This is a genomic window from Pseudomonas sp. N40(2020) (genome assembly GCF_014472415.1).
Taxonomy (GTDB): domain Bacteria; phylum Pseudomonadota; class Gammaproteobacteria; order Pseudomonadales; family Pseudomonadaceae; genus Aquipseudomonas.
This window is the reverse complement of the sequence record NZ_JACSZV010000006.1, coordinates 107,591-129,380: the sequence shown is the minus strand read 5'-3', so window position 1 is coordinate 129,380 and position 21,790 is coordinate 107,591. Positions and strand designations below refer to the sequence as shown.

16 protein-coding genes are annotated in these 21,790 nt (G+C 58.2%); 9 read left to right on the top strand and 7 right to left on the bottom strand.

Annotation, left to right across the window (positions count from 1 at the left end; translation table 11 throughout):
* Positions 1–153 precede the first annotated feature (153 nt).
* The 5 genes from IAI51_RS06680 (at position 154) to IAI51_RS06660 (ending at position 5,629) form a co-directional block, all read left to right on the top strand.
* Positions 154–1,593 (top strand): PLP-dependent aminotransferase family protein, encoded by a 1,440-nt coding sequence (locus tag IAI51_RS06680; protein ID WP_187677756.1) that lies wholly within the window; start codon positions 154–156, stop codon positions 1,591–1,593.
* 78 nt (positions 1,594–1,671) lie between these two features.
* The gene (locus IAI51_RS06675; RefSeq protein ID WP_187677755.1) at positions 1,672–2,151 is read left to right on the top strand and encodes a translation initiation factor 2; all 480 of its coding nucleotides are present in this window, start codon (positions 1,672–1,674) and stop codon (positions 2,149–2,151) included.
* Positions 2,152–2,317: 166 nt separating this feature from the next.
* On the top strand, positions 2,318–2,572 hold the full coding sequence (locus IAI51_RS06670) for a YkgJ family cysteine cluster protein (RefSeq protein WP_187677754.1): 255 nt from the start codon (positions 2,318–2,320) through the stop codon (positions 2,570–2,572).
* A 41-nt stretch (positions 2,573–2,613) separates the two neighbouring features.
* Positions 2,614–3,219, top strand: a complete 606-nt coding sequence (locus IAI51_RS06665; RefSeq protein ID WP_187677753.1) for an START domain-containing protein — start codon at positions 2,614–2,616, stop codon at positions 3,217–3,219.
* Positions 3,220–3,535: 316 nt separating this feature from the next.
* Positions 3,536–5,629: an LTA synthase family protein gene (locus IAI51_RS06660; protein ID WP_187677752.1), complete on the top strand. Its 2,094-nt coding sequence runs from the start codon at positions 3,536–3,538 to the stop codon at positions 5,627–5,629.
* 74 nt (positions 5,630–5,703) lie between these two features.
* Here the strand turns inward: IAI51_RS06660 and IAI51_RS06655 are convergent, their stop codons facing one another.
* Entirely contained in the window at positions 5,704–5,862 is a 159-nt protein-coding gene (locus tag IAI51_RS06655) for a DUF3309 family protein (protein ID WP_169432680.1), read from the bottom strand.
* A 322-nt stretch (positions 5,863–6,184) separates the two neighbouring features.
* On the opposite strand from IAI51_RS06655, the gene IAI51_RS06650 reads away from it, so the two are divergent.
* The 3 genes from IAI51_RS06650 to csrA all read left to right on the top strand — a co-directional run bounded on the left by IAI51_RS06650 (position 6,185) and on the right by csrA (position 7,729).
* Positions 6,185–7,000, top strand: coding sequence for an SDR family oxidoreductase (locus tag IAI51_RS06650; protein ID WP_187677751.1), 816 nt, complete (start codon positions 6,185–6,187; stop codon positions 6,998–7,000).
* Between the two features lie 63 nt (positions 7,001–7,063).
* Positions 7,064–7,396: a YnfA family protein gene (locus IAI51_RS06645; protein ID WP_003226957.1), complete on the top strand. Its 333-nt coding sequence runs from the start codon at positions 7,064–7,066 to the stop codon at positions 7,394–7,396.
* A 147-nt stretch (positions 7,397–7,543) separates the two neighbouring features.
* The gene (gene csrA, locus IAI51_RS06640; RefSeq protein WP_077574041.1) at positions 7,544–7,729 is read left to right on the top strand and encodes a carbon storage regulator CsrA; all 186 of its coding nucleotides are present in this window, start codon (positions 7,544–7,546) and stop codon (positions 7,727–7,729) included.
* Between the two features lie 5 nt (positions 7,730–7,734).
* Here the strand turns inward: csrA and IAI51_RS06635 are convergent, their stop codons facing one another.
* The 5 genes from IAI51_RS06635 to IAI51_RS06615 all read right to left on the bottom strand — a co-directional run bounded on the left by IAI51_RS06635 (position 7,735) and on the right by IAI51_RS06615 (position 14,605).
* Positions 7,735–7,962 (bottom strand): YheU family protein, encoded by a 228-nt coding sequence (locus tag IAI51_RS06635; protein ID WP_003192759.1) that lies wholly within the window; start codon positions 7,960–7,962, stop codon positions 7,735–7,737.
* Positions 7,963–8,132: 170 nt separating this feature from the next.
* Positions 8,133–9,323 carry an osmoprotectant NAGGN system M42 family peptidase gene (locus IAI51_RS06630; protein WP_187677750.1) on the bottom strand — a complete coding sequence of 397 codons (1,191 nt, stop codon included), beginning with the start codon at positions 9,321–9,323 and terminating at the stop codon, positions 8,133–8,135.
* A 148-nt stretch (positions 9,324–9,471) separates the two neighbouring features.
* The gene (gene ngg, locus IAI51_RS06625) at positions 9,472–11,220 is read right to left on the bottom strand and encodes an N-acetylglutaminylglutamine synthetase (protein ID WP_187677749.1); all 1,749 of its coding nucleotides are present in this window, start codon (positions 11,218–11,220) and stop codon (positions 9,472–9,474) included.
* A 3-nt stretch (positions 11,221–11,223) separates the two neighbouring features.
* Positions 11,224–12,996: an N-acetylglutaminylglutamine amidotransferase gene (locus IAI51_RS06620; RefSeq protein WP_187677748.1), complete on the bottom strand. Its 1,773-nt coding sequence runs from the start codon at positions 12,994–12,996 to the stop codon at positions 11,224–11,226.
* Positions 12,997–13,216: 220 nt separating this feature from the next.
* A complete protein-coding gene (locus IAI51_RS06615; protein ID WP_187677747.1) occupies positions 13,217–14,605 on the bottom strand; it encodes a dermonecrotic toxin domain-containing protein in 1,389 nt (462 codons plus the stop codon).
* A 250-nt stretch (positions 14,606–14,855) separates the two neighbouring features.
* On the opposite strand from IAI51_RS06615, the gene IAI51_RS06610 reads away from it, so the two are divergent.
* Positions 14,856–19,691 carry an NEL-type E3 ubiquitin ligase domain-containing protein gene (locus IAI51_RS06610; protein ID WP_187677746.1) on the top strand — a complete coding sequence of 1,612 codons (4,836 nt, stop codon included), beginning with the start codon at positions 14,856–14,858 and terminating at the stop codon, positions 19,689–19,691.
* Between the two features lie 4 nt (positions 19,692–19,695).
* On the opposite strand, the gene mnmC is transcribed toward IAI51_RS06610, so the two are convergent.
* Positions 19,696–21,675: a bifunctional tRNA (5-methylaminomethyl-2-thiouridine)(34)-methyltransferase MnmD/FAD-dependent 5-carboxymethylaminomethyl-2-thiouridine(34) oxidoreductase MnmC gene (gene mnmC, locus IAI51_RS06605; protein ID WP_187677745.1), complete on the bottom strand. Its 1,980-nt coding sequence runs from the start codon at positions 21,673–21,675 to the stop codon at positions 19,696–19,698.
* Positions 21,676–21,790: the final 115 nt, after the last annotated feature.

Sequence of the window (21,790 nt, the reverse complement as noted above, 5' to 3'; positions counted from 1 at the left end):
TTACGTCTGTCGAATAGCTCGCAAATCAATACAGTTGTGGCAGACACTGCACTGTATGGTCGACTAGAGTGACAACTGTCCCAGTACACTTCTAAACTGTTCCGGTATTGTTTCACACAAGAATAAAATGCCCGTGAAATCGAGTGCTGCGTCATGACCAATCTCTTGCTCTACCAACGTATTGCTCAGCAACTGGCCGAAGACATCCGCCGTGGTGTCTACCAACCGGGAGAACGCGTGCCATCGGTGCGCAAGATGAGCTCGCAGCTCAACGTCAGCCATGCAACGGTGTTGCAGGCTTATGCCAACCTCGAAGATCAGGGCCTGATTCGCGCGCGGCCACAGTCCGGTTATTACGTGCACCAGACCCCGGCGCTGACGGCGCCTACGCCGGATATAGCCCGGGTCGAACGGCCTGGTCTGGTCACGCGCAGCAGCATCATCCAACAAGTTCTGGTCGAGTCGCGCCGCGAAGGTGTGTTCCCGTTGGGCGCCGCCGTACCGAGCGTTGACTATCTGCCAGTGCGCGCGCTGCATCAGCAACTGGCCAAAGTCACTCGCTTCCACAGTCCACGGGCCTTCAGCTACATGTTCAGCCCGGGCTTCGAACCGCTTCGCCGGCAAGTGGCGATCCGCATGCGCGACGCCGGCGTGGTGGTTGATCCCTCGGAAATCGTGATCACCCACGGTTGTGTCGATGCCTTGCAGATGTCATTGCGCGTGCTGACCCGGCCGGGCGACCTGATCGCCGCCGAGTCGCCAACCTATTACGGACTGTTGCAACTGGCCGACCTGCTGGGCCTGAAAGTCATCGAGATTCCCAGCGATCCTGCCACCGGCATGAGCCTCGAAGCACTGCAACTGGCCGCCAACCAGTGGTCGATCAAGGCGCTTGTGCTGACCACACGCCTGAGCAATCCGCTGGGCGGCACCATGCCTGAAGAGCGGCAGAAACAACTGCTGCGTCTGGCTTCGGATTTCGATATTCAGATCGTCGAAGACGATATCTACGGCGAATTGATGTTCGAACAGGGCCGCACCAAAGCGCTGAAGGCTTACGACCGCCTTGACCGAGTCATCTACTGCTCAAGCTTCTCCAAAACACTGTCGCCCGGTGTACGCATCGGCTGGATGATCGCCGGCAAGTATCAGCAGGAAATTCAGCGCTTGCAGACCTTCAGCACGCATTCGGCGTGCAGCGTGACGCAGATGGCGATTGCCGCTTATCTGGAAAACGGCGGTTATGACCGGCATTTACGGTACATCCGCCAGGAATACCGAAAAAACCTCAGCGCTTTCCAGCTGGCGGTGCAGCAGTACTTCCCCGAAGGCACGCAGATGTCCCGGCCCACGGGCGGTTTCATCCTGTGGGTGAGTCTGCCGGGACGGGTCAATACTCAGGAATTGCATGTCCGCGCATTGCAGCAGGGCATCAGCATCGCACCGGGCCTGATCTTCAGTAATACCGAGCAGTTCAACCACTGTATCCGCCTGAACTGCGGCATTCCGTGGAACCGCGAAGCGGAGAGGGCGTTGATGACGCTGGGCCTACTGGCAACCCAACTGTGCCAGGAAACGGCTGGTGGATTCTGAACGAGCGGCCGGTGATGCTTGTCTTGTGGCGCTCAACAAGCGAGCATATGGCCCTCTGCCGTTAGTGTCGTTGGGTCCATGAAAGCGATTTTTTCTGCCGCCGGGATTGTGATTTTTTCGCTGATGATCAGTCATGCGCCAGAGATCATGGCGGCTGCGGTTCAGGATAAACCGGCAGCGACGACCCCGGCGCAAAAGCCGGCGGCAAGCAAAAAAGCCGTCCCGGTAAAAAAAGCGCAACCCAAGAAAGCCGCGCCGGTGAAGAAACGCAAGCCGGTGGCTTCCAAGTCCAAACCCGCCAGTGAAATAGCAAAGTCCAAGTTGCCGCCAGCCAAACTGGATCTGAGTTTGCCCAGGGACATGGTCCAGGAATTGAAACCTGAAGGCACTGTCCCGCTGCCCAAACGTGAAGCGATCCTGCCGCAGATGTTTGGCGAGAAAAACAGCGGATTCCAGCTCAACGGCCGTTTGCTCAGCAACGAAATGCAGCTGCAGTTGCGCAACGAGGAGCGCCGGGACGTGGAAGGCGCGGCGCTGGATTTCGAATTCAAACAGTAAAAGCCACCCATCTGTGACCCGCGAAGCAGACGCTTTGTCGGAGACTGGTCAGTCACTTTCACTTATCCGTAAAAACCCCGGTTCAGGGAATTTGAAACAGCCGTTTTAGCGGTTACCCTGTCCGCGTCTCTTTTTACACATTGCCCGTTACGAGGACTTGTTCGTCATGAAATGCCGTGAAGGCTGTGGCGCTTGCTGCATTGCCCCTTCCATCAGCTCGGCGATTCCCGGCATGCCTGATGGCAAACCTGCCGGCGAACGTTGCGTGCAACTCTCGGTCGAAAACCTGTGCAGCATTTTCGGCCGTCCAGAGCGCCCGGCGGTCTGTTCCGGCTTCGCTGCCGATGTCGAGGTGTGTGGCAGCAGTTCGGAAGAGGCGATCAGGTTGATCGGCTGGTGGGAGCAAATGACGGCGGCGTGATGTGTCAAACGAACGGAACTTCAACAATAAGGAATAAGACTATGGGTTCGCTGCACCGTATCGCTGTGTTGTGTGGTTTGACTGCCGTGCTGGCGACTTCGGCCGCTCAGGCTGAAGACTGGAAGGTGGCCAAGAACGAGGACGGCATCAAGGTTTCCCTGAGTGAGGTGCCGGGTTCGGACTACAAGTCCTATCAGGGCGTCGCCCTGATGAAGACCACCATCGCCAAACTGCGCGCACTGCAGGAAGACGTCTCCGGCGCCTGCGCTTGGATTCACGAGTGCAAGACCCAGAAACTGCTCAAGCACGAGGGCGATCAGAGCTGGACTTACAGCCAGTTCAACACGCCTTGGCCAGTCACCCCGCGTGATTCGGTGCTGCGCATCACCACTGTTGAGGGCGCCGATGGCAGCTTGACCCGCAACCTTGAAGGCGTACCGAAGTACATTCCTGAAGAGAAAGGTTTTGTCCGCGTGGTCAAGGTCGAGGGCTTCTGGAAGTTCGTGCCCAAGGGCGATCAGGTCGAAGTGACCTACCAGGTGCACACCGAGCCAGGCGGCAGTGTGCCGTCGATGATTGCCAACAAGTTTGTCGTCGACGCCCCGTTCAACACCCTTAAAGCTCTGAAAGAACGTGCCGAGAAGTAATCGCCGCGCTTGCAGTAAAACGCCCCGAACAATTCGGGGCGTTTTGTTTTGGAGCTTTATTGTGTTTCCAGATATGCGTTGAACGAAATTTTCACAATGCGTTCAAGACAATTCGCCCGCGCTGTTTGCATGCTGTACCTGTCTGCTGCGGCATTAAATGAGAGTGTCCAGCGGCGTGGTAGTAATCAATGGCAATGGCGCGGGTGATCGTGCAACATTTGCGCACCGCGCACGCCCCAGGGTCGGGAATGACCAATAGAGGGCATGGCGCCGCTGTATTTTTGCAACTTCAACTTCCAATGGGTCCTAAAACGACATGGCAAACCCGGACGCCCTGAATCAGCAGCGATCTTCCAGTCGCCTGCTGCAACCGACCGTCAAATCGCATCTGGCCTACACGCTGCTTTGTGCGCTGGTCATGATGGTGATGTTTTCCGTGCTGCGCCTCGCGCTGCTGGTCTACAACCGCGAGATGATCCTCGATACCCCGGCTTCGACGTTCCTCGAAGCCTTCGCCAACGGCCTGCGTTTCGACCTGCGCCTGGTGGTCTACCTCTGCATTCCGCTGGTGCTGTCACTGTTCAGTGCGCGGGCCATGGCAGCGCGCGGTTTCTTTCGTCTGTGGCTGACCGTTGCCTCGAGCATCGCGCTGTTCCTCGGCCTGATGGAGATGGACTTCTACCGCGAGTTTCACCAGCGCCTCAACGGCCTGGTGTTCCAGTACGTGAAGGAAGACCCGAAAACCGTGATGAGCATGCTCTGGTACGGTTTCCCGGTGGTGCGCTATCTGCTGGCCTGGGTCATCGGCACTGTGATCCTGACTCTGGCGTTCAAAGGCGCCGACCGTGCCACGCGTCCACGTGGGCCATTCAGCGGTGGCAGCGTCAGCACTCGCCAAGTGGCGCCGTGGTATACGCGCCTTGCGGTGTTCGTGGTTTGCCTGCTGATCTGCGTAGTCGCGGCCCGTGGCACTCTGCGCCAAGGTCCGCCGATGCGCTGGGGTGATGTCTACACCACCGATTCCAACTTCGCCAACCAGCTCGGCCTTAACGCCACGCTGTCGCTGATCGAGGCCGCCAAGTCCCGCATGGGCGAGGATCGCGACAACATCTGGAAAGCCACGCTGCCGCAAGAGCAGGCGCAGAAAGTCGTACGCGACATGCTGGTGATGCCGGACGAAAAACTGGTCGATGCCGATATTGCCGCCGTGCGGCGTGATTACACGCCGCCGACCGACAAGACCCTGCCGATTAAGAACGTCGTTGTGATCCTGATGGAAAGCATGGCCGGTCACTCGGTTGGCGCCTTGGGCGCTCCGGGCAACATCACGCCTTACCTGGACAAGCTGTCCAAGGAAGGCCTGCTGTTCGACCGTTTCTTCTCCAACGGTACGCATACCCACCAGGGCATGTTCGCGACCATGGCCTGCTTCCCGAACCTGCCGGGCTTCGAATACCTGATGCAGACGCCGGAAGGCAGCCACAAGCTGTCTGGCCTGCCGCAGGTGCTCAGCGCCCGTAATTACGACGATGTGTACGTCTACAACGGCGACTTCGCCTGGGACAACCAGTCGGGCTTCTTCAGCAACCAGGGCATGACCAACTTCGTTGGCCGTAATGACTTCGTCAACCCGGTGTTCTCCGATCCGACCTGGGGCGTGTCCGACCAGGACATGTTCGACCGTGGTCTGCAGGAGCTCAAGGCGCGGGAAAACGGCAAGCCGTTCTACGCGCTGCTGCAAACCCTGTCCAACCACACGCCGTACGCCTTGCCGACGCCATTGCCGGTCGAGCGCGTGACCGATCGTGGCTCGCTCAACGAGCATTTGACCGCCATGCGTTACGCCGACTGGGCGTTGGGTCAGTTCTTCGAGAAGGCCCGCAAGGAGCCGTACTTCAAAGAGACCCTGTTCGTAGTCGTCGGCGACCACGGTTTCGGTAACGAGCGTCAGATCACTGAAATGGACCTGGGCCGCTTCAACGTGCCGATGCTGATGATCGCACCGGGCATCCAGGAGAAATTCGGTACCCGTGACCACACCGTGGGCACGCAGATCGACATCGTGCCGACCATCATGGGGCGTCTGGGTGGTGAAGTGCGCCATCAGTGCTGGGGTCGTGACCTGCTCAACCTGCCGGAAGGCGACACCGGTTTTGGTGTGATCAAGCCGTCGGGCAGCGAGCAGACCACCGCGATCGTTACTGCCGACCAGATTCTGGTGCTGCCGAGAGACAAGGACATGGGTCCGAAGATGTGGCAGTACCAACTGGGAGCCAATCCGCACGCCGAGGTCGTTCCGAATGCACCGCGCACTGCCGAGTTGAAACTCAAACTCGAGGCGTTCCTGCAAACGGCGACCAAGAGCCTGATGGATAACACCGCTGGTGTGATCCACGGCAAGCCGGACTGATCGATCTGTAAAAGAAAGCTGCGCGCAATAAAAAAGAGGCCCTGAAAAGGGCCTCTTTTTTTACGCTTGAATCGTTATATCCGACCGAGTAGCAATAGCACCAGCAGCACGACCAACACCACGCCGATAATGCCCGATGGACCGTAACCCCAACTTCTGGAGTGTGGGAAGACTGGCAGACCACCGATCAGCAACAGGATCAGGATAATGATAAGAATTGTGCCCATGTCTATTTCCTTGTTGAAAGTGTTCGAGAAGTCTTGGTGTTCAAGGGCGACTGGAGACTAAGTAATTCCAGGCAGCTTATAAATTCCGACCGGTGCGAATGAAAGAAAATTCAATGTTTTTTTAATGTATTTGGATTGCGTCCTTATTTCCTTTAAAGCAAAAGATCAAAAGCTCGCAGCCTTGCGCAGCTCCTACAGAAATCAGTCCAGGAGCTGCCGAAGGTTGCGATCTTTTGATCCTCCATTCAGCAACTTGATGGAGCGTGGGCGCGCGCCGAACCTTCGCTACACTCCGCGCATCTTCCCCGGAACAACAAGGCTGTCTGCTATGCAAAATCGCATGATGATCACTGGCGCGGGCTCAGGTTTAGGTCGCGAAATCGCGCTGCGCTGGGCGCGTGAAGGCTGGCAACTGGCCTTGTCCGACGTCAGCGAGCCCGGCCTGCAAGAAACCCTGAAAATGGTGCGCGAGGCCGGCGGCGACGGGTTTATTCAGCGTTGCGATGTGCGTGATTACAGCCAGCTCACTGCGTTCGCCCAGGCCTGCGAAGAGAAACTCGGCGGCATCGACATCATCGTCAACAATGCTGGCGTGGCCTCTGGCGGGTTCTTCAGCGAACTGTCGCTGGAAGACTGGGACTGGCAGATCGCGATCAACCTGATGGGCGTGGTCAAGGGCTGCAAAGCGTTCCTGCCATTACTTGAACAAAGCAAAGGCAAGATTATCAACATCGCCTCCATGGCCGCGTTGATGCAGGGCCCGGCGATGAGCAACTACAACGTGGCCAAGGCGGGCGTGGTGGCCTTGTCGGAAAGTCTGTTGATCGAACTCGCGCAGCAGGAAGTCGGCGTGCATGTGGTGTGCCCGTCATTCTTCCAGACCAATCTGCTCGATTCTTTCCGTGGCCCGACTCCAGCGATGAAAGCCCAGGTCGGCAAGTTGCTGGAGAGTTCACCGATCAGCGCAGCGGACATTGCCGACTACATCTATCAGCAAGTCGCTGTTGGCGAATTCATGATCCTGCCTCACGAACAGGGCCGTATGGCTTGGGCGATCAAGCAGAAGAACCCGCAACTGCTTTACAACGAAATGACGTCCATGGCCGAGAAAATGCGCGCCAAGGCCAAACAGAGCAACGGCTGAACTTGCCCCTGAAGTGCGGCGTGGTTAGGGTGGCCGCAATGGTCACCCTGTCGAGACGCGTCAATGCTCAATTACTTGTGGTTCTTCCTTGCGGCGCTGTTTGAAATCGCCGGTTGTTTTGCTTTCTTCATGTGGCTGCGTCAGGGCAAAAGTGCCCTGTGGGTGATCCCGGCGCTGCTCAGTCTGACCCTGTTCGCGCTGTTGTTGACGCGCGTCGAAGCGGCCTACGCCGGTCGCGCCTATGCCGCTTATGGCGGGATCTACATCGTGGCTTCGATTGGCTGGCTGGCCGTGGTCGAGCGAGTTCGTCCATTGGGTTCTGACTGGATCGGCGTAGCGTTGTGCGTCATCGGTGCGAGCGTGATTCTGTTTGGTCCACGCTTTTCCGCCGCTTGAGGCGAAGGCTGTTTAACGATTTGCGGGAAATGTCTGAAGGGCGGCGCGTCTGACGCTGTAGGGCATTACTGATTTGCCCGCAACGCATTGTAGAGCCGCCGCAAGCCGCGCATCTTCAGGGTTCGCTAACCCTGAAGGACGAATCTCATGCTTGTACTCAGCCGTGTCGTTGGTGAGTTGATTTCAATCGGTGATGACATCACCTTGCGCGTTCTGTCAGTGAACGGTTCCAGCGTGCGCTTCGGCGTCGAGGCGCCACAGAAAGTCAATGTGCATCGTGCGGAGGTCTACGAGCGGATCCAGCGCAAACAGGCTACGCAAAAGGTCCGCTGAGGATTTCAGTCAAACAGATGCTTGGGCACGTCGTGCTTGAGCATCAACTGGCACTGTTCGCTTTCCGGGTCGAAGACAATCAGCGCCTGGCCCTTGGTCAGTGCCTGGCGTACGCGCAATACGCGGGTTTCCAGCGGCGTGTCGTCGCCGTTATCGGTGCCGTCGCGTGTGACGAAATCTTCGATGAGGCGGGTGAGGGTGTCGACTTCAAGAGCGTCGTAAGGGATGAGCATGGGCACCTCGGCTGAATCAATGGCGGGATGCTACGGCGATTGATGGTTGCCTGCCAGTTTTGTGTTGCCTGATCTGGCCCCTTCGCGAGCAGGCTCGCTCCCACATTTGGAATGCGTTTCCCTGTAGGAGCGAGCCTGCTCGCGAAGGCGATGGTTCTGCCAACAATGATTTAACTGTCGGAACGCTGCCCCACCAGACTGTCCACTGGCGGCACTCGCGTTTCGCTCTCCATCTGCGTGTCGTGCTCGATCTGATGACTGAAGCGGTCCAGCGATGCATTGGCCGGCGCCGCGTCGCTGGCAAATACCGGCGGACTCAGGATGTAAGCCCCGAGCAAGCGACTGAGCGCCGCCAGACTGTCGATGTGCGTGCGCTCATAACCATGGGTCGCATCGCAGCCAAAGGCGAGCAGGGCAGTGCGGATGTCGTGGCCGGCAGTCACCGCCGAATGCGCATCGCTGAAGTAGTAGCGGAACAGGTCGCGGCGCACAGGCAGTTCGTTTTCACCGGCCAGACGCAGCAGGTGGCGCGACAGGTGATAGTCGTATGGGCCGCCGGAATCCTGCATCGCCACACTCACCGCGTGTTCACTGGAATGCTGCCCCGGCGCGACCGGCGCAATGTCGATGCCAACGAACTCGCTGACGTCCCACGGCAAAGCCGCCGCCGCACCGCTGCCGGTTTCCTCGGTGATGGTGAACAGCGGGTGGCAGTCGATCATCAGTTCCTGACCGCTATCGACGATGGCTTTGAGTGCCGCCAGCAACGCGGCGACGCCAGCCTTGTCATCGAGGTGACGGGCGCTGATATGGCCGCTTTCGGTGAATTCCGGCAGCGGATCAAACGCCACCACATCACCGACGCTGATACCCAGCGAGTCGCAATCGGCCTTGGTTGCGCAGTAGGCGTCCAGGCGCAGTTCGACGTGATCCCAACTGATCGGCATCTCGTCCACCGCGGTATTGAACGCATGCCCGGAAGCCATGAGGGGCAACACACTGCCGCGAATCACGCCGTTGTCGGTGAACAGGCTGACGCGACTGCCCTCGGCAAAACGGCTCGACCAGCAGCCGACCGGTGCAAGGGTCAGGCGACCGTTGTCTTTGACCGCCCGGACAGCAGCGCCAATGGTGTCCAGATGTGCGGAAACGGCGCGGTCGGGGCTGTTTTTTCGACCCTTGAGCGTCGCGCGAATGGTGCCGCGCCGGGTCATTTCGAAAGGGATACCGAGTTCTTCCAGACGCTCGGCGACGTAACGCACGATGGTGTCGGTGAACCCGGTGGGGCTGGGAATGGCGAGCATTTCCAGCAGGACTTTTTGCAGGTAGTTGAGATCCGGTTCGGGGATTTGTGTGGTCATGGAAACTCCTGATGGGTTGAGCACATCGATGGTTTCGATGAGGAGAAAAATTTGTAGCGCCTGAGGCGGCCCCTTCGCGAGCAGGGGACCGCATTTCAAATGTGGGAGCGAGCCTGCTCGCGAAGGCGTCAGTAGATGCACCACATGATCAAGAAACTGCCGGCTTGCTGTGCGGAAACAACAAATCGACAAACCGCTCGGCAGTCGGCTGCGGTTCATGATTGGCCAGACCGGCCCGCTCGTTGGCTTCGATAAACACGTACTCCGGTTGATCTGCCGCCGGCACCATCAGGTCGAGGCCGACCATCGGAATATCCAGCGCCCGCGCCGCCCGCACGGCGGCATCGATCAGGGTCGGATGCAGAATCGCCGTGACATCCTCCAGCGTGCCACCGGTGTGCAGATTCGCCGTGCGCCGCACAAACAAATGCTCGCCCGCCGGCAAGATGCTGCTGTAGTCGTAACCGGCCGCATGCAAGGTGCGCTGGGTTTCGTGATCCAGCGGGATTTTGCTCTCGCCGCCTGTGGCCGCTTGCCGGCGTCGGCTCTGGGCTTCGATCAGCGCACCAATCGAATGCTGACCATCACCGATCACTTCCGCCGGACGACGAATCGCCGCCGCCACCACTTCAAAACCGATCACCAGAATCCGCAGATCCAGACCTTCGTGGAAACTTTCCAACAGCACTCGGCTATCGAATTGCTTGGCCGCTTCGATGGCCTGCTGCACCTCCTCGATGCTCTGCAAATCCACTGCCACGCCTTGACCCTGTTCACCATCGAGCGGCTTGACCACCACCCGCAGATGCTCATCGAGAAACTCTAAATTGTCATCGGCGTTGCCCGCCAATTGCTGCGAGGGCAGCTTCAGTCCGGCAGCCTTCAACACTTTGTGGGTCAGGCTTTTGTCCTGACACAGACTCATGCTGATCGCGCTGGTCAGATCGCTCAACGATTCGCGGCAACGCACGCGGCGCCCGCCATGGCTGAGGGTGAAAAGTCCGGCCTCGGCGTCATCCACTTGCACGTCGATACCACGGCGATGGGCTTCTTCGACGATGATTCGCGCATAGGGATTGAAATTGGCTTCCGGCCCGGGACCCAGGAACAGCGTCTGGTTGATGCCGTTCTTGCGCTTGATCGCGAAGGTCGAGAGGTTGCGGAAACCGAGTTTGGCGTAGAGGTTTTTCGCCTGACGGTTGTCGTGCAACACCGACAGATCGAGATAGCTCAAGCCGCGACTCATGAAGTGCTCGATCAAGTGGCGCACCAGCACTTCGCCGACACCGGGGCGCGAGCACTGCGGGTCCACCGCAAGGCACCAGAGGCTGCTGCCGTTTTCCGGATCGTTGAAGGCCTTGTGGTGATTCAGGCCCATGACGCTGCCGATCACCGCGCCGCTGTCTTCATCTTCGGCCAGCCAGTAAACCGGGCCGCCCTGATGATGCGGGGTGAGCAGCGCCGGATCGATCGGCAACATGCCGCGCGCCTGATACAGGTGATTGATTGCCTGCCAGTCTGCTTCGCTTTGTGCACGACGAATACGAAAGCCGCGAAATACGCGGGTGGCCTGGCGATAGTCGCTGAACCACAGGCGCAGGGTGTCGGACGGGTCGAGAAACAGTTGCGTCGGTTCGAGGCCGAGAATCTGCTGCGGTGCGGCGACGTACAGGGCAATGTCACGCTCGCCGGGCTGCTCGTTGAGCAGCTCTCGGGCCAGTGTTGCCGGGTCGGGAAAAGTGTGGCCGATCAGCAACCGGCCCCAGCCGCAATGCACTGCAATCGGCGCAGTTGCGAGTTCGCTGCCGTCTTCGGCCAGGCGCGCCTGCAAACGCTCATACGACGGCGTCTGGCCGCGTATCAGGCGTTGGTTAATGGCCGTGGCGTGGGGTTTCATCAATCAGATTCCTTGTTCACTGAGCCACAGGTTCAGGGCTGCCAGTTGCCACAGCTTCGAGCCGCGCAACGGCGTCAGTTGGCCTTGCGGATCAGTCAGCAGTTTGTCGAGCATGGCCGGGTTGAACAGGCCGCGATCCTGACTCGGATCAAGCAGCAGTTCGCGTACCCAGTTCAGCGTGTCGCCCTGCAAATGCTTGAGGCCTGGCACCGGGAAGTAGCCTTTCTTGCGGTCGATCACTTCACTCGGAATGACCCGACGCGCAGCCTCTTTCAGCACTTGTTTGCCGCCGTCAGGCAGTTTGAATTTGCCGGGAACCCGCGCCGACAGTTCGACCAGTCGATAGTCGAGAAACGGCGTGCGCGCCTCCAGGCCCCAGGCCATGGTCATGTTGTCGACGCGTTTGACCGGGTCGTCTACCAGCATCACTGTGCTGTCCAGACGCAGGGCCTTGTCCACCGCGGCATCGGCGCCGGGTTGGGCGAAATGCTCTTTCACGTAGTCACCGGCGGCGTCATTGGCGGTCAGCCATTTCGGTTGCACGGTAGCGGCGTAGTCGTCATAGCTGCGGTCGAAAAACGCTTCGCGGTAGGCAGCGTAAGGATCGGCCGCGCCGTCCACTTGCGGGTACCAGTGATAACCGGCGAACAGTTCATCTGCGCCTTGGCCGCTCTGCACCACTTTGCAATGCTTGGCCACTTCGCGAGACAACAGATAGAAAGCGATGCAGTCATGGCTGACCATCGGCTCGCTCATCGCGCGGAATGCGGCGGGCAGTTGTTCGATGATCTCTTTCTCGTCGATACGCAGTTGGTGATGCTGAGTGCCGTAGTGTTTGGCGATCAGGTCGGAATACTGAAATTCGTCGCCGCGCTCGCCACCGGCATCCTGGAAACCGATAGAGAAGGTCGACAGATTTTCTACACCGACTTCACGCAACAGACCGACGAGCATGCTCGAGTCGACACCGCCCGACAGCAGCACGCCAACATCCACTGCCGCACGTTGACGAATTGCCACGGCTTCGCGGGTGCTGTCGAGTACGCGGTCGACCCAGTCTTCGAGCTGCAGGTTTTTCTCGTCCTCGTGTGGGCCGTAGGGCAGGGTCCACCAGGTTTTCTGCTCGGTGGTGCCGTCCGCTTCAACGCGCATCCAGGACGCTGGCGGCAGTTTCTCGATGCCAGCCAACAGCGTGCGTGGCGCAGGCACCACGGCGTGGAAGTTCAGGTAATGGTTGAGCGCGACGGGATCGAGGATCGGGTTGATGTCGCCACCCTTGAGCAGCGCCGGCAGGGCCGAGGCAAAACGCAAACGCTGGCCGGTACGTGACATGTACAGCGGCTTCACGCCGAGTCGGTCACGGGCTATGAACAGACGCTGTGCATCGCGCTCCCAGATGGCGAATGCAAACATGCCGTTGAGTTTTGGCAGCAGCGCTTCGCCCCAGGCGTGATAACCCTTGAGCAGCACTTCGGTGTCGCCGCCGGAATAGAAGGCGTAGCCCAGTGCTTCAAGTTCGGCACGCAGCTCCGGGAAGTTGTAGATCGCGCCGTTGAAGGCCAGTGACAGGCCCAACTGGCTGTCGATCATCGGCTGCGCCGAGCCGTCCGACAGGTCCATGATTTTCAGGCGACGATGGCCCAGGGCAATCGGCCCTTGGGCGTGGAAGCCCCACGCGTCAGGGCCGCGAGGGGCCAGGTGATGGGTGATTCGCTCAATGGCTGCAAGGTCTGCAGGTTGTTGATCAAAACGTAACTCGCCAGCTAATCCGCACATAAAATCCTTACCGGTTTTTCCGTTGGGGAGGGGGTCAAGCCATGCCTCGCCAAAAGGGCAGGCACTCAGAAACTGACCCGCCCCGGTAAGTGGAGTTTTAGAACGATAAGTTATAAGGCCGTTGTTGTATCTATCCGCGCTCCGGAATAAGCGGGCGTTGACCCTTCGCTGTTTGCTGATAACTGAAGGGTTTGATCGACGATGGTTTTGTAGAGAGTTATCAGTCGGCGTCTACCTGCAAACCCTTGAGATCGGTATCAGGCGAGGACAACCGTTTTTTCAGATCCAGCAGCCGTGACAGGGCATTGTACTTCTCGATGGCGGTCCAACTGCCCAGACCGGCGAACACGGAGCCCAGCAATTCATCCGTGGCGTAAGTGCGCAAGCGGCTGCTGAAATTATGGGTCGGGCTGGTGGAAGGTCGCTCGCTCTTACCCAAGGTATGAACGTCGCGCCTGTTGGCGTATGCGGGCTCGTTGACATTGGCGAGTGGCACGGCAATGTCCCTGGCATCTGCGGACAACTTATCCAGATAGCGGTCGAAGAGATGTTTGCACAGCCCTTTTTCTAGCGGGATAAACGTTATGTCGTTGACAGCCGAAATGTTAGTCAGGTCCTTTGCCTTTATTTCATTTTGTTCGGTATTGGTAAGTTGGGAGAAGATCAGTGTTTGGAATTCGTTATTTGCAATAATGTTGATGGCGAATCGATATTTTGACTGGTCTTCGCTATCGTCTGTGTAGAAGCCGTCACCCGTGTCGTTGGGGATGTATACGATGTGATGGTCTTTTGGCGATTGGTCAGTCCGGCATGTGATCAGAATTGCATCGGTGGTGTACTCGCCAAATAACTGTATCGACTGCAGTTCTATTTTGCCGTTATTAAAATTGGCGCCATAGAAAATATCCCCGTTTCCATTGGTCAGATCCAACAGGGTGAAAAGCCGGTGCAGAGGAAAATCGGGATTTTTGAAGTACTTTTCATAGGCGCTGAGTTTTATGTTGAATTTGTGCAGGCGCGTGCCGATCAATTCAATAGTTGAAACTTTAAACGTTCTGGCGATGTGTTTCTGGTATTGACCTCCCAGATCCAGTTTGCGACTCAGAGTAGCAAACTCTTGTGCGGACACCTTGATCGCGTCAGGGGCGTCGCCTGTTGCCTGGCCAAGAATGTCCAAAATCTCGCTGTCGTTCGAGAAATAACCGGGAGCCGCTTCTTCGTCGGTGAAATTCAACATCGCCGCCTGCAACAGGGTGTAGGTATAGGACGCAACATCCGTAGTGTTTTCAGGCTTGAGCCTGATGTTGTCGTTGACGCTGAAGCGTGTCCCATAGGTTTGCTTGAGTTCATGGCGAAGTTCGCGTCTGCAGAAATTCTCCAGTGTTTCCAGTTTGCCTGCCAACTCATCAATATAATCCTGGTAGGGCAGCGCTTCATCGAGCGTTGCGCGAAAACCGGCCAGCCTCGTGGGGTCGTCTTTTGCCATGCCGTGGGTGATGAATCGTTGCACGGCAGTTGCCTTGTCCTGATCTTTGACGACATCGAAAATGTTCGCGATGGCGTCAGCGTCCGATATAGTGGTGGGCGGGTTATTTGTAGGTGAAGTCATACTGGAAGTCTCTTTTTGATATGAGATGCCATGTTATGTATGAGTGTTGTGATAAAAAAGTTTTTTTATTGAATGGTTTTGGGTGTGGTTTGGGTGGGTATTTGAATGTTTAATATAACTATATACCGCACGGTCTTTGGTGGGGTGTGTTGGCTGTAATGTAATTTAAATGTGTCGGGGTTATATGTTTTAATTTGCAGTGATTGTGGATAAGGTTGAAGTTCAATCCTGCAATAAAGGACTATTGCCGATGAACACCACACAGGATAAATCCGCACCACGCGCCTTGACTCAAAATGAAGTACTCGGCGCCTTGTTCGAAGCCACAGGCGACCTGGACAGCGCCGAGGCGCTGCAAAAAAACCTGCCAGATATGCTGCTCAAGAGTTCGGTCGCCACTTTGGCCGCACTCGACCAGACCGCGCGCGACCTGCACGCCGCTCAGCTCAAGGTCGAGAAGGATCTACTGCTGCTCAAACCCCTGAAAAGCTTCTGCATTACCGAATTGACCAAGGCGTTGAGTCGCAAGTGGTCGGCTATCTTCAATGTCGAGAAGGATCTGTTGAGTCTGCCGGGGATCGATTGCGGTTGCCCGCCGACCTCAACCGACGCCCAAGGTATTCAAACCTTTGCGCACGCTTCACAAACATTGCTGCACGCGGCGATGCAGAACTTCAGCGAGGACAAAGAGGCCGACAATTATCCTGTCGGCAGTTTGATCCAGGTGCATGGCGCACCCTCAGGCGTGGCCGGGTTGACCCCGGCATCGTTCGCCAGATTCTGTCGCGAACTGGATCTGGGTAAACGCTACCAGGAACATTTCCAGCAGGTGTTCGGCCTGGCCGACAGCGACGGCAAAGTGGTTGCGACCAGCCCGATGACTCGCGATATCGCGACGCTGAAAAAACACCTGCTGCAACTGGATATGCATTTGGCCGGGCTAAGGCAGCACATCACGCGGGAAGGCCTGCAAACGATCCAGAGGCTGATTGCCGCTGATGGCGAGGTCTCGTCGAAAACCCTGCATTACCAGAAGCGTCCATTGATCATGCAGGGCATCGAGGTGCTCGACAGTTGCGTCTGGGGTGTTGTGGTGTTTTCCGTCCGGTCGTTCGAGTTGTACCCGGACGAATGGTGCCTGGTGTACATGGCCAACGAGCCGCAAAGGCCTTTGTACGAGTACGCCAGTTTCAACGCATTCAAGCAGTACCTCACGCAGAAACTGAATGTAAAAAGCTACAAGGACTATTTCGCCAACAGGCTTGACGAAGATGACAAGGCCGACTTCTTCAAAACCTTCGCCGATAAAGCTGATCTGGCCCACATCCGGCAGTTGCCGATCACCGTGCCACTGTTCGAGTTCATGGTGCAAAGTCACGTCGGCAAGATGCAGATCGACGCTCGCAAGCTCGCCGTGCCGACCGCCGATGTTGATGAAGAGGTGCGTCAGAAACGCCTTCTCGACTTTCTCGAACTGGGTGTGACGATTGCGACGGTGGCAGGTTTTTTCGTTCCGGTAGTCGGCCAATTGATGATGGGAGTCGCGCTCGGGCAACTGTTGGCGGAAGTGTACGAAGGGGTCGAAGACTGGCGTCGGGGCGATCAGCAGGAGGCTTTGTCACATGTGCTCAGCGTGGTCGAAAACATTGTGCTGATGGGCGTTTTCGCCGGTGCGCAGAAGGCGGTCGGTGCGTTGGGAAGCAAACTGGTTCGTGCCCATCCGGAGTTTTTCGACCAGTTCACCGCGATTCTCGACCCGACCGGCAAACCACGCCTGTGGAAGCCCGATCTGAGGACGTATGAGCATCAGCTTCCATCGGGATTCACGGTGGCGGATGGCTCCGAGGAGCTTTATCTGATCCGGGACAAAACCGTGGGCCGGGTTGACCATCGGATATTTTCCGGAAGCATCGATCCAGTCAGTCGGGTCTGGCGTCTTGACCATCCTGAGCGCCCTCAAGCCTATGCCGCCGAGCTTGAACGGCACATCGAGGGTGGCTGGCGCCTGGCGGCTGAAGATGTCGAAAAGTGGAAAAGCGCGCCTTATACCCTCAAACGCATTGATCCGCATCTGAGCGAGTTCGGGGATACGGATCTGGACATGATTCGCCGAATCAGCAACATCCCGCACGATGAATTGCAGCGCGCCTTTACTGACAACCTGGTCTTGCCTGCCCGATTGCGCGACACCGTGGAGCGCTTGCGGATCGAGCGTCGGTTACGCCAATTCATCATCGAACTGCAAAGCGGCGAAACCCACGCTGGCCAGCCACTGCCGGAGCAGTTGCACGGCCTGCCGAAACTGCCGGGCTGGCCTACTGATCGCTACATCGCAATCAGTGATCCCGAAGGCACAATCACTGCAACCCATCCAACGACCACCCTCCTCGATGAAGAACTCAGCGTGGCTGTCAGCCAGGATCAACTGGAGGAGGGGCAGTTGCTCCAGACGGTAATCGATGGCCTTTATCCGCACGAGGTCGATACGTTGCTGGGAGCCAAGGTCAGCCCTGAGTCGCAACGGCCAGCGTTGGCGAAAAAACTGGGGGCGGCGTTCAAGGCTGATCGTCGCGCGGTTTTTGAGCGAATGTACCAGCGACATGACCAGAGTGATGCGGACGAGGTGAAGAAGCTGCGTAGCGTGTTCGTCGATATTCCCGCGCGCTATGCGCAACGCCTGATTGATCAGGCGTCGAGTGTCGATCGTTTGCATTTGCGCTCCACCGGGCGGGTGCCGTTGCGGTTGGCGCAGAAAGTCCGCGAAGCTACCGTCCAAGTGCGACTCGATCGCGCGCTAAGCGGGTTTCACGTACCGCAGATCGCCAATACCGACTGTGAAAAACTGGCCATCCAGTTGCTGCCCCGTTTGAGTGGATGGGACGCTGAACTGAGCCTGTCGGTGCGTGACAAGACACAGACCGGGCCGATATTGGAAGCCATCGGTAATGAATCGGCGACACCCCTGAACACCTTCACGCTGGTCAAATCCAGCAACGGCTACGAAGCGTTTGGCGGGGACGGTAAATCCCTCGGGATTACCGCAGCAGGTCCCGACAGCCTTTATACCGCGATCCTCAAGGCACTCCCTCCGCGCCAGCGCATCGCCGCCGGCTTCGCCGATCCTGTGGACGCCGACAGTGCGCGGCTGCGCAGCAAATTACTCAACGTTGCACTGGATGAGCGTGAGACCAGTGCCCAACTATTGGCCGGCGGCGAGTTTGCACCGCTGAGCGCTGAACTCGGCTGTTTTCAAGCCGACCATGCAGCGACGGCGACCACGCATCCGCGAGCACTGATCCGCAAGGTGAGAAAACTCTATCCACGTTTCTCCCAGGCGCAGGCCATCGAGCTTATCGATCAGTTGGGCGCCGACCCGTTGACCCGCGCGGTCCGGGTGAAAGGTCTGCGCCATGATCTGCTGCAATTGCGTGAGGTGTTGGACGCCTGGAGTGACGACATGGCTGCGATGAGGGCGCTGGGCGGCGACCTGCGTGAAGTGTGGTACAGCCGCAAGTTGACGGCAGAGCTGATCGAGGACGGGTTTCGGCGGCTGTTTCTGGCGACCGATGAAAGCGGCCAATCGGTCTGCGTGCTGAATCTCGACGGCATGCGCGTCGGGACATTGCCCACGTTACCGCCGGGGTTGAATTTCGATCATATTCAGCAGTTGTCGATGAAAAACATGGCGCAGGGCGATGATCTCGTTTATTTCCTCAAGTCATTCAAACAAGTCGAGTCTCTGCAACTCGACAGCAATAAACTCACGCGGCTGCCCGAGATTCTGTCGCACATGCCCAATCTCGCCCGGTTGAGTCTGGCGGGTAACCAGATCAAGCTGACCGAACAGTCTCTGGTGAAGTTGAGCAACATACGCACAATGTGCAACTTGAACCTGAGCAGTAACCCGTTGGGCGCGACCCCGGACGTGAGCAAGATGTTTGACCTGCACTCCCTGTCCTTGCGTGAGACGGGTGCCACCGAATTACCCAAAGGCCTTGCACGCCTGCCTTATCTGGACTGGGTGGATCTACGCAACAACGACATCAAGGAGCTGCCGAACTGGCTGTTCAAAACATCGAAACGTTTCAGTCAGGCCGTTAACCTGCGCGGTAATCCCTTGTCGAGCACCAGCGCCACTCATCTGGCCGATTATCGAAACAGCGTCGGTATCGGCATGGGCTATCTGGAAGACGATATCGCTCGACTCGACGAACAGCAGGCGCGCTCACTGTGGTTTAAGGACGGAGCCGGAGAGGACTGGGGACGGCGTGACCGGATCTGGACAGCCTTCAAGGACGATCCACGGGCCGAGGGCCTGTTTCATTTGCTGGCAGAGGTCGGCAATACCGCCGACTCTGAAAAGGTCAGCGACGACATGCATCGTCGGGTTTGGGCGATCCTTGAAGCCGCGGAATCCGACGCAGAGCTGTGCGAGCAAGTGCTCAATCTGGCCGCCAACCCGATCAACTGTACGGATACGGCGGCGATGAATTTCAGCCATATTGAAGTCGCCGTGGAAGTCGACAGGGTGACCAGCCTCGCCGGTGGCCGAACCACCAGCGCAAAGCCTTTGCTCCAACTGGGCAGTGGCCTGTTCCGGCTGGACAAACTGGAACACATCGCCCAAGAGCATGTGCGCAAGAACCCGACTGCCGATCCGCTGGAGGTGAGCCTTGCGTATCGTACAGGCCTTGCCGATGAACTCGATCTACCCGGGCAGCCACGGCATATGCGGTTTGCCGTCTTGGGCGGGGTGACTCAAGCTGATCTGGAAACGGCGAAGAACACGATCATTACCGCTGAGCTGTCCTCCAAATGGCTGACATTCATGCTGCGTCAGCCATTCTGGTGCGAATACCTCAAGCGCACGTTTCCCCGATCGTTCACCAGCATTGAGGAAACGTTCGAACCGCAAATGGACGCCGTTTTTGATCAGGCGACCGAGCTGACCACCGGGGATTACCTGAACAAGATGGATGCGATCAAGCTCGAACGCGAGGAGGCCGAAGAAGCGGTGGTCAAACGCCTGACCAACGATGCGATACGGCTGATGGACCTGGGCATCTGCGCGATGCCCGGTGATTGAAGCTTTACTTGCCGCGTATCAGCTGACGTAACGCGAAACGGTTGGGGTGACAGGCCTCGGCAACGCTTCTTGGTAGTGGCAACGGCTCATCGTTCAACCAGGCCGCGAGCAGTTCTCCGGACAGTGGCGCGGTGATCAGACCGCGCGAGCCATGGCCGCTGTTGACGTATAGACCGTCGAGCCAAGGGCAGGCGATGTCCGGCACTTGTCGGGCATCCTTGCTCAGCGCCGCGTACGCTTGAGTGAACGCAGCACGGTCGGCGAGGGGGCCGACGATCGGCAGGTAGTCCGGGCTTGTGCAGCGGAAAGCCGCGCGGCCCTGCAGGTTTTCAGTGTCCTGCGGATCGATATGCAGACGTGTCACCAGATCACTGGAAATCTCTTCGAGCATCGCCAGGTTCCCGAGGTGTTCGGCGATGGTCGGGGTCAGGTCGTCGCTGTTGAAATCGAAACTGGCGCCGAGGGTGTGTTCACCCAGTCGTGCGGGTGCGACGTAGCCTTCAGCGCACACCACTGTGGCCAGTGCCTGGCTTTGTTCCGTCTGCGCCAAGCGTGTGATCTGTCCGCGAATACGCTTGAGCGGTAACTCGGCGCTTTGCGCGAAACGTTTGATCTCGGCAGCACCGGCCAGCACCACGACGGGAGCGCTGGCGAGCAAACGGTCACCGTCGAAGGCTTGCCATTGATCATCTACCTTGCGCACTTCCAGCACTTCGCGATGGCTGAGCATTTCGACGTTCGGTTGCATGGCCTGTGCCTGACACAGCGCGGGCGGATGCACCCAACCCCCTTCGGGATAGTACAAACCACCATGCTCCAGACCCACGCCGGCGCGGGCCTGCGCTTGAGGCTGGTCGAGCCACTGCAACAGGTCTGTCGGGAAGGCTTCTGCCAGTTGAGCGTGGCGTTCGGCTTCCTTGGCATTGAACGCCAGTTGCAGCACGCCGCAATCGTCCCAGTCGGTACCGCGTTGCAGACTTTCGAGCAGGCGGCGGGTGTAACCGAAGCCGCTGACGATCAGTTGCGATAGTGCGGTGCCATGGGCCGACAGTTTCAGATACAGCACACCTTGCGGATTGCCCGAGGCTTCTTGAGCCACGGCGTCGTGGCGTTCGAGCAAACTCACCTGCCAGCCGCGCGCTGCAAGGCTGGCCGCCGTGGCGCAGCCCGCCAGACCTGCGCCAATCACCAGCGCCCGGCGCTCACCGGTCAGAGGGGCAGGGCGCGCGAACCAGGGTTTCTCGGGGGCTGGCGGTGGCACTTCCTGTGGCCAGCCGAGGAACTCGCCACGGAGGATTTCCCACTTGTGGCCGATGCCCGGCGTGCGTTTCATCTTGAACCCGGCAGCGTTGAGCAAGCGCCGCACCCAACCGGTGCTGGTGAAGGTACTGATGGTCGAGCCGGAGGCCGCCAGTCGGGCCAGTTCGACGAACAGCTCGGCGGTCCACATGTCCGGGTTTTTTGCCGGGGCAAAACCGTCGAGGAACCACGCATCGATCTGTGCATCCAGCTGTGGCAATTGTTCCAGGGCATCGCCGATCAGCAGCGTCAACGTCACCCGACCGTCGGCCAACGTGATGCGTTGGAAGCCTTGATGAATGGCCACGTAATGCTTGAGCAACTGATCGGCCAGCGGTTTGAGTTCTGGCCACAAGGCCAACGCGCGTTGCAGGTCGGCCGGGCTCAACGGGTACTTTTCGACACTGACAAAATGCAGCCTGGAGCCCGCTACCGCGTGTTGCTCGAACAGTTGCCAGGCGCAGAGAAAATTCAGCCCGGTGCCGAACCCGGTTTCACCGATGACCAGGCGCCCATTCTCCGGCAACGCGGCAAAACGCTCGGCCAAACGGTTCTGTTCAAGGAACACATAACGGGTTTCATCCAGCCCCGACTTGTCGGAAAAATACACGTCATCGAACACTCGCGAACGCGGGCGTCCCTGATCATCCCAGTCGAGTTGGGCGTGGGGCATTACAGGTTTCATGGCAGGCTCGGCAACGACTAGGCGGCCATTCTAGCCGATCGCGCAGGCGCTGCTTGATCCATGGCAAGGCTTGCTCGAGATGTCTCAAGGACAATCCGCCACCCGCGGGAATTTC

Coding starts and splice junctions, on each gene's coding strand:
- IAI51_RS06615 (WP_187677747.1), bottom strand. CDS start 14,605: ATGACTTCACCTACAAATAACCCGCCCACCACTATATCGGACGCTGAC.
- IAI51_RS06635 (WP_003192759.1), bottom strand. CDS start 7,962: ATGCTCATCCCTTACGACGCTCTTGAAGTCGACACCCTCACCCGCCTC.
- IAI51_RS06675 (WP_187677755.1), top strand. CDS start 1,672: ATGAAAGCGATTTTTTCTGCCGCCGGGATTGTGATTTTTTCGCTGATG.
- IAI51_RS06670 (WP_187677754.1), top strand. CDS start 2,318: ATGAAATGCCGTGAAGGCTGTGGCGCTTGCTGCATTGCCCCTTCCATC.
- ngg (WP_187677749.1), bottom strand. CDS start 11,220: ATGAAACCCCACGCCACGGCCATTAACCAACGCCTGATACGCGGCCAG.
- IAI51_RS06610 (WP_187677746.1), top strand. CDS start 14,856: ATGAACACCACACAGGATAAATCCGCACCACGCGCCTTGACTCAAAAT.
- IAI51_RS06630 (WP_187677750.1), bottom strand. CDS start 9,323: ATGACCACACAAATCCCCGAACCGGATCTCAACTACCTGCAAAAAGTC.
- csrA (WP_077574041.1), top strand. CDS start 7,544: ATGCTTGTACTCAGCCGTGTCGTTGGTGAGTTGATTTCAATCGGTGAT.
- IAI51_RS06665 (WP_187677753.1), top strand. CDS start 2,614: ATGGGTTCGCTGCACCGTATCGCTGTGTTGTGTGGTTTGACTGCCGTG.
- IAI51_RS06645 (WP_003226957.1), top strand. CDS start 7,064: ATGCTCAATTACTTGTGGTTCTTCCTTGCGGCGCTGTTTGAAATCGCC.
- IAI51_RS06620 (WP_187677748.1), bottom strand. CDS start 12,996: ATGTGCGGATTAGCTGGCGAGTTACGTTTTGATCAACAACCTGCAGAC.
- IAI51_RS06680 (WP_187677756.1), top strand. CDS start 154: ATGACCAATCTCTTGCTCTACCAACGTATTGCTCAGCAACTGGCCGAA.
- IAI51_RS06650 (WP_187677751.1), top strand. CDS start 6,185: ATGCAAAATCGCATGATGATCACTGGCGCGGGCTCAGGTTTAGGTCGC.
- mnmC (WP_187677745.1), bottom strand. CDS start 21,675: ATGAAACCTGTAATGCCCCACGCCCAACTCGACTGGGATGATCAGGGA.
- IAI51_RS06660 (WP_187677752.1), top strand. CDS start 3,536: ATGGCAAACCCGGACGCCCTGAATCAGCAGCGATCTTCCAGTCGCCTG.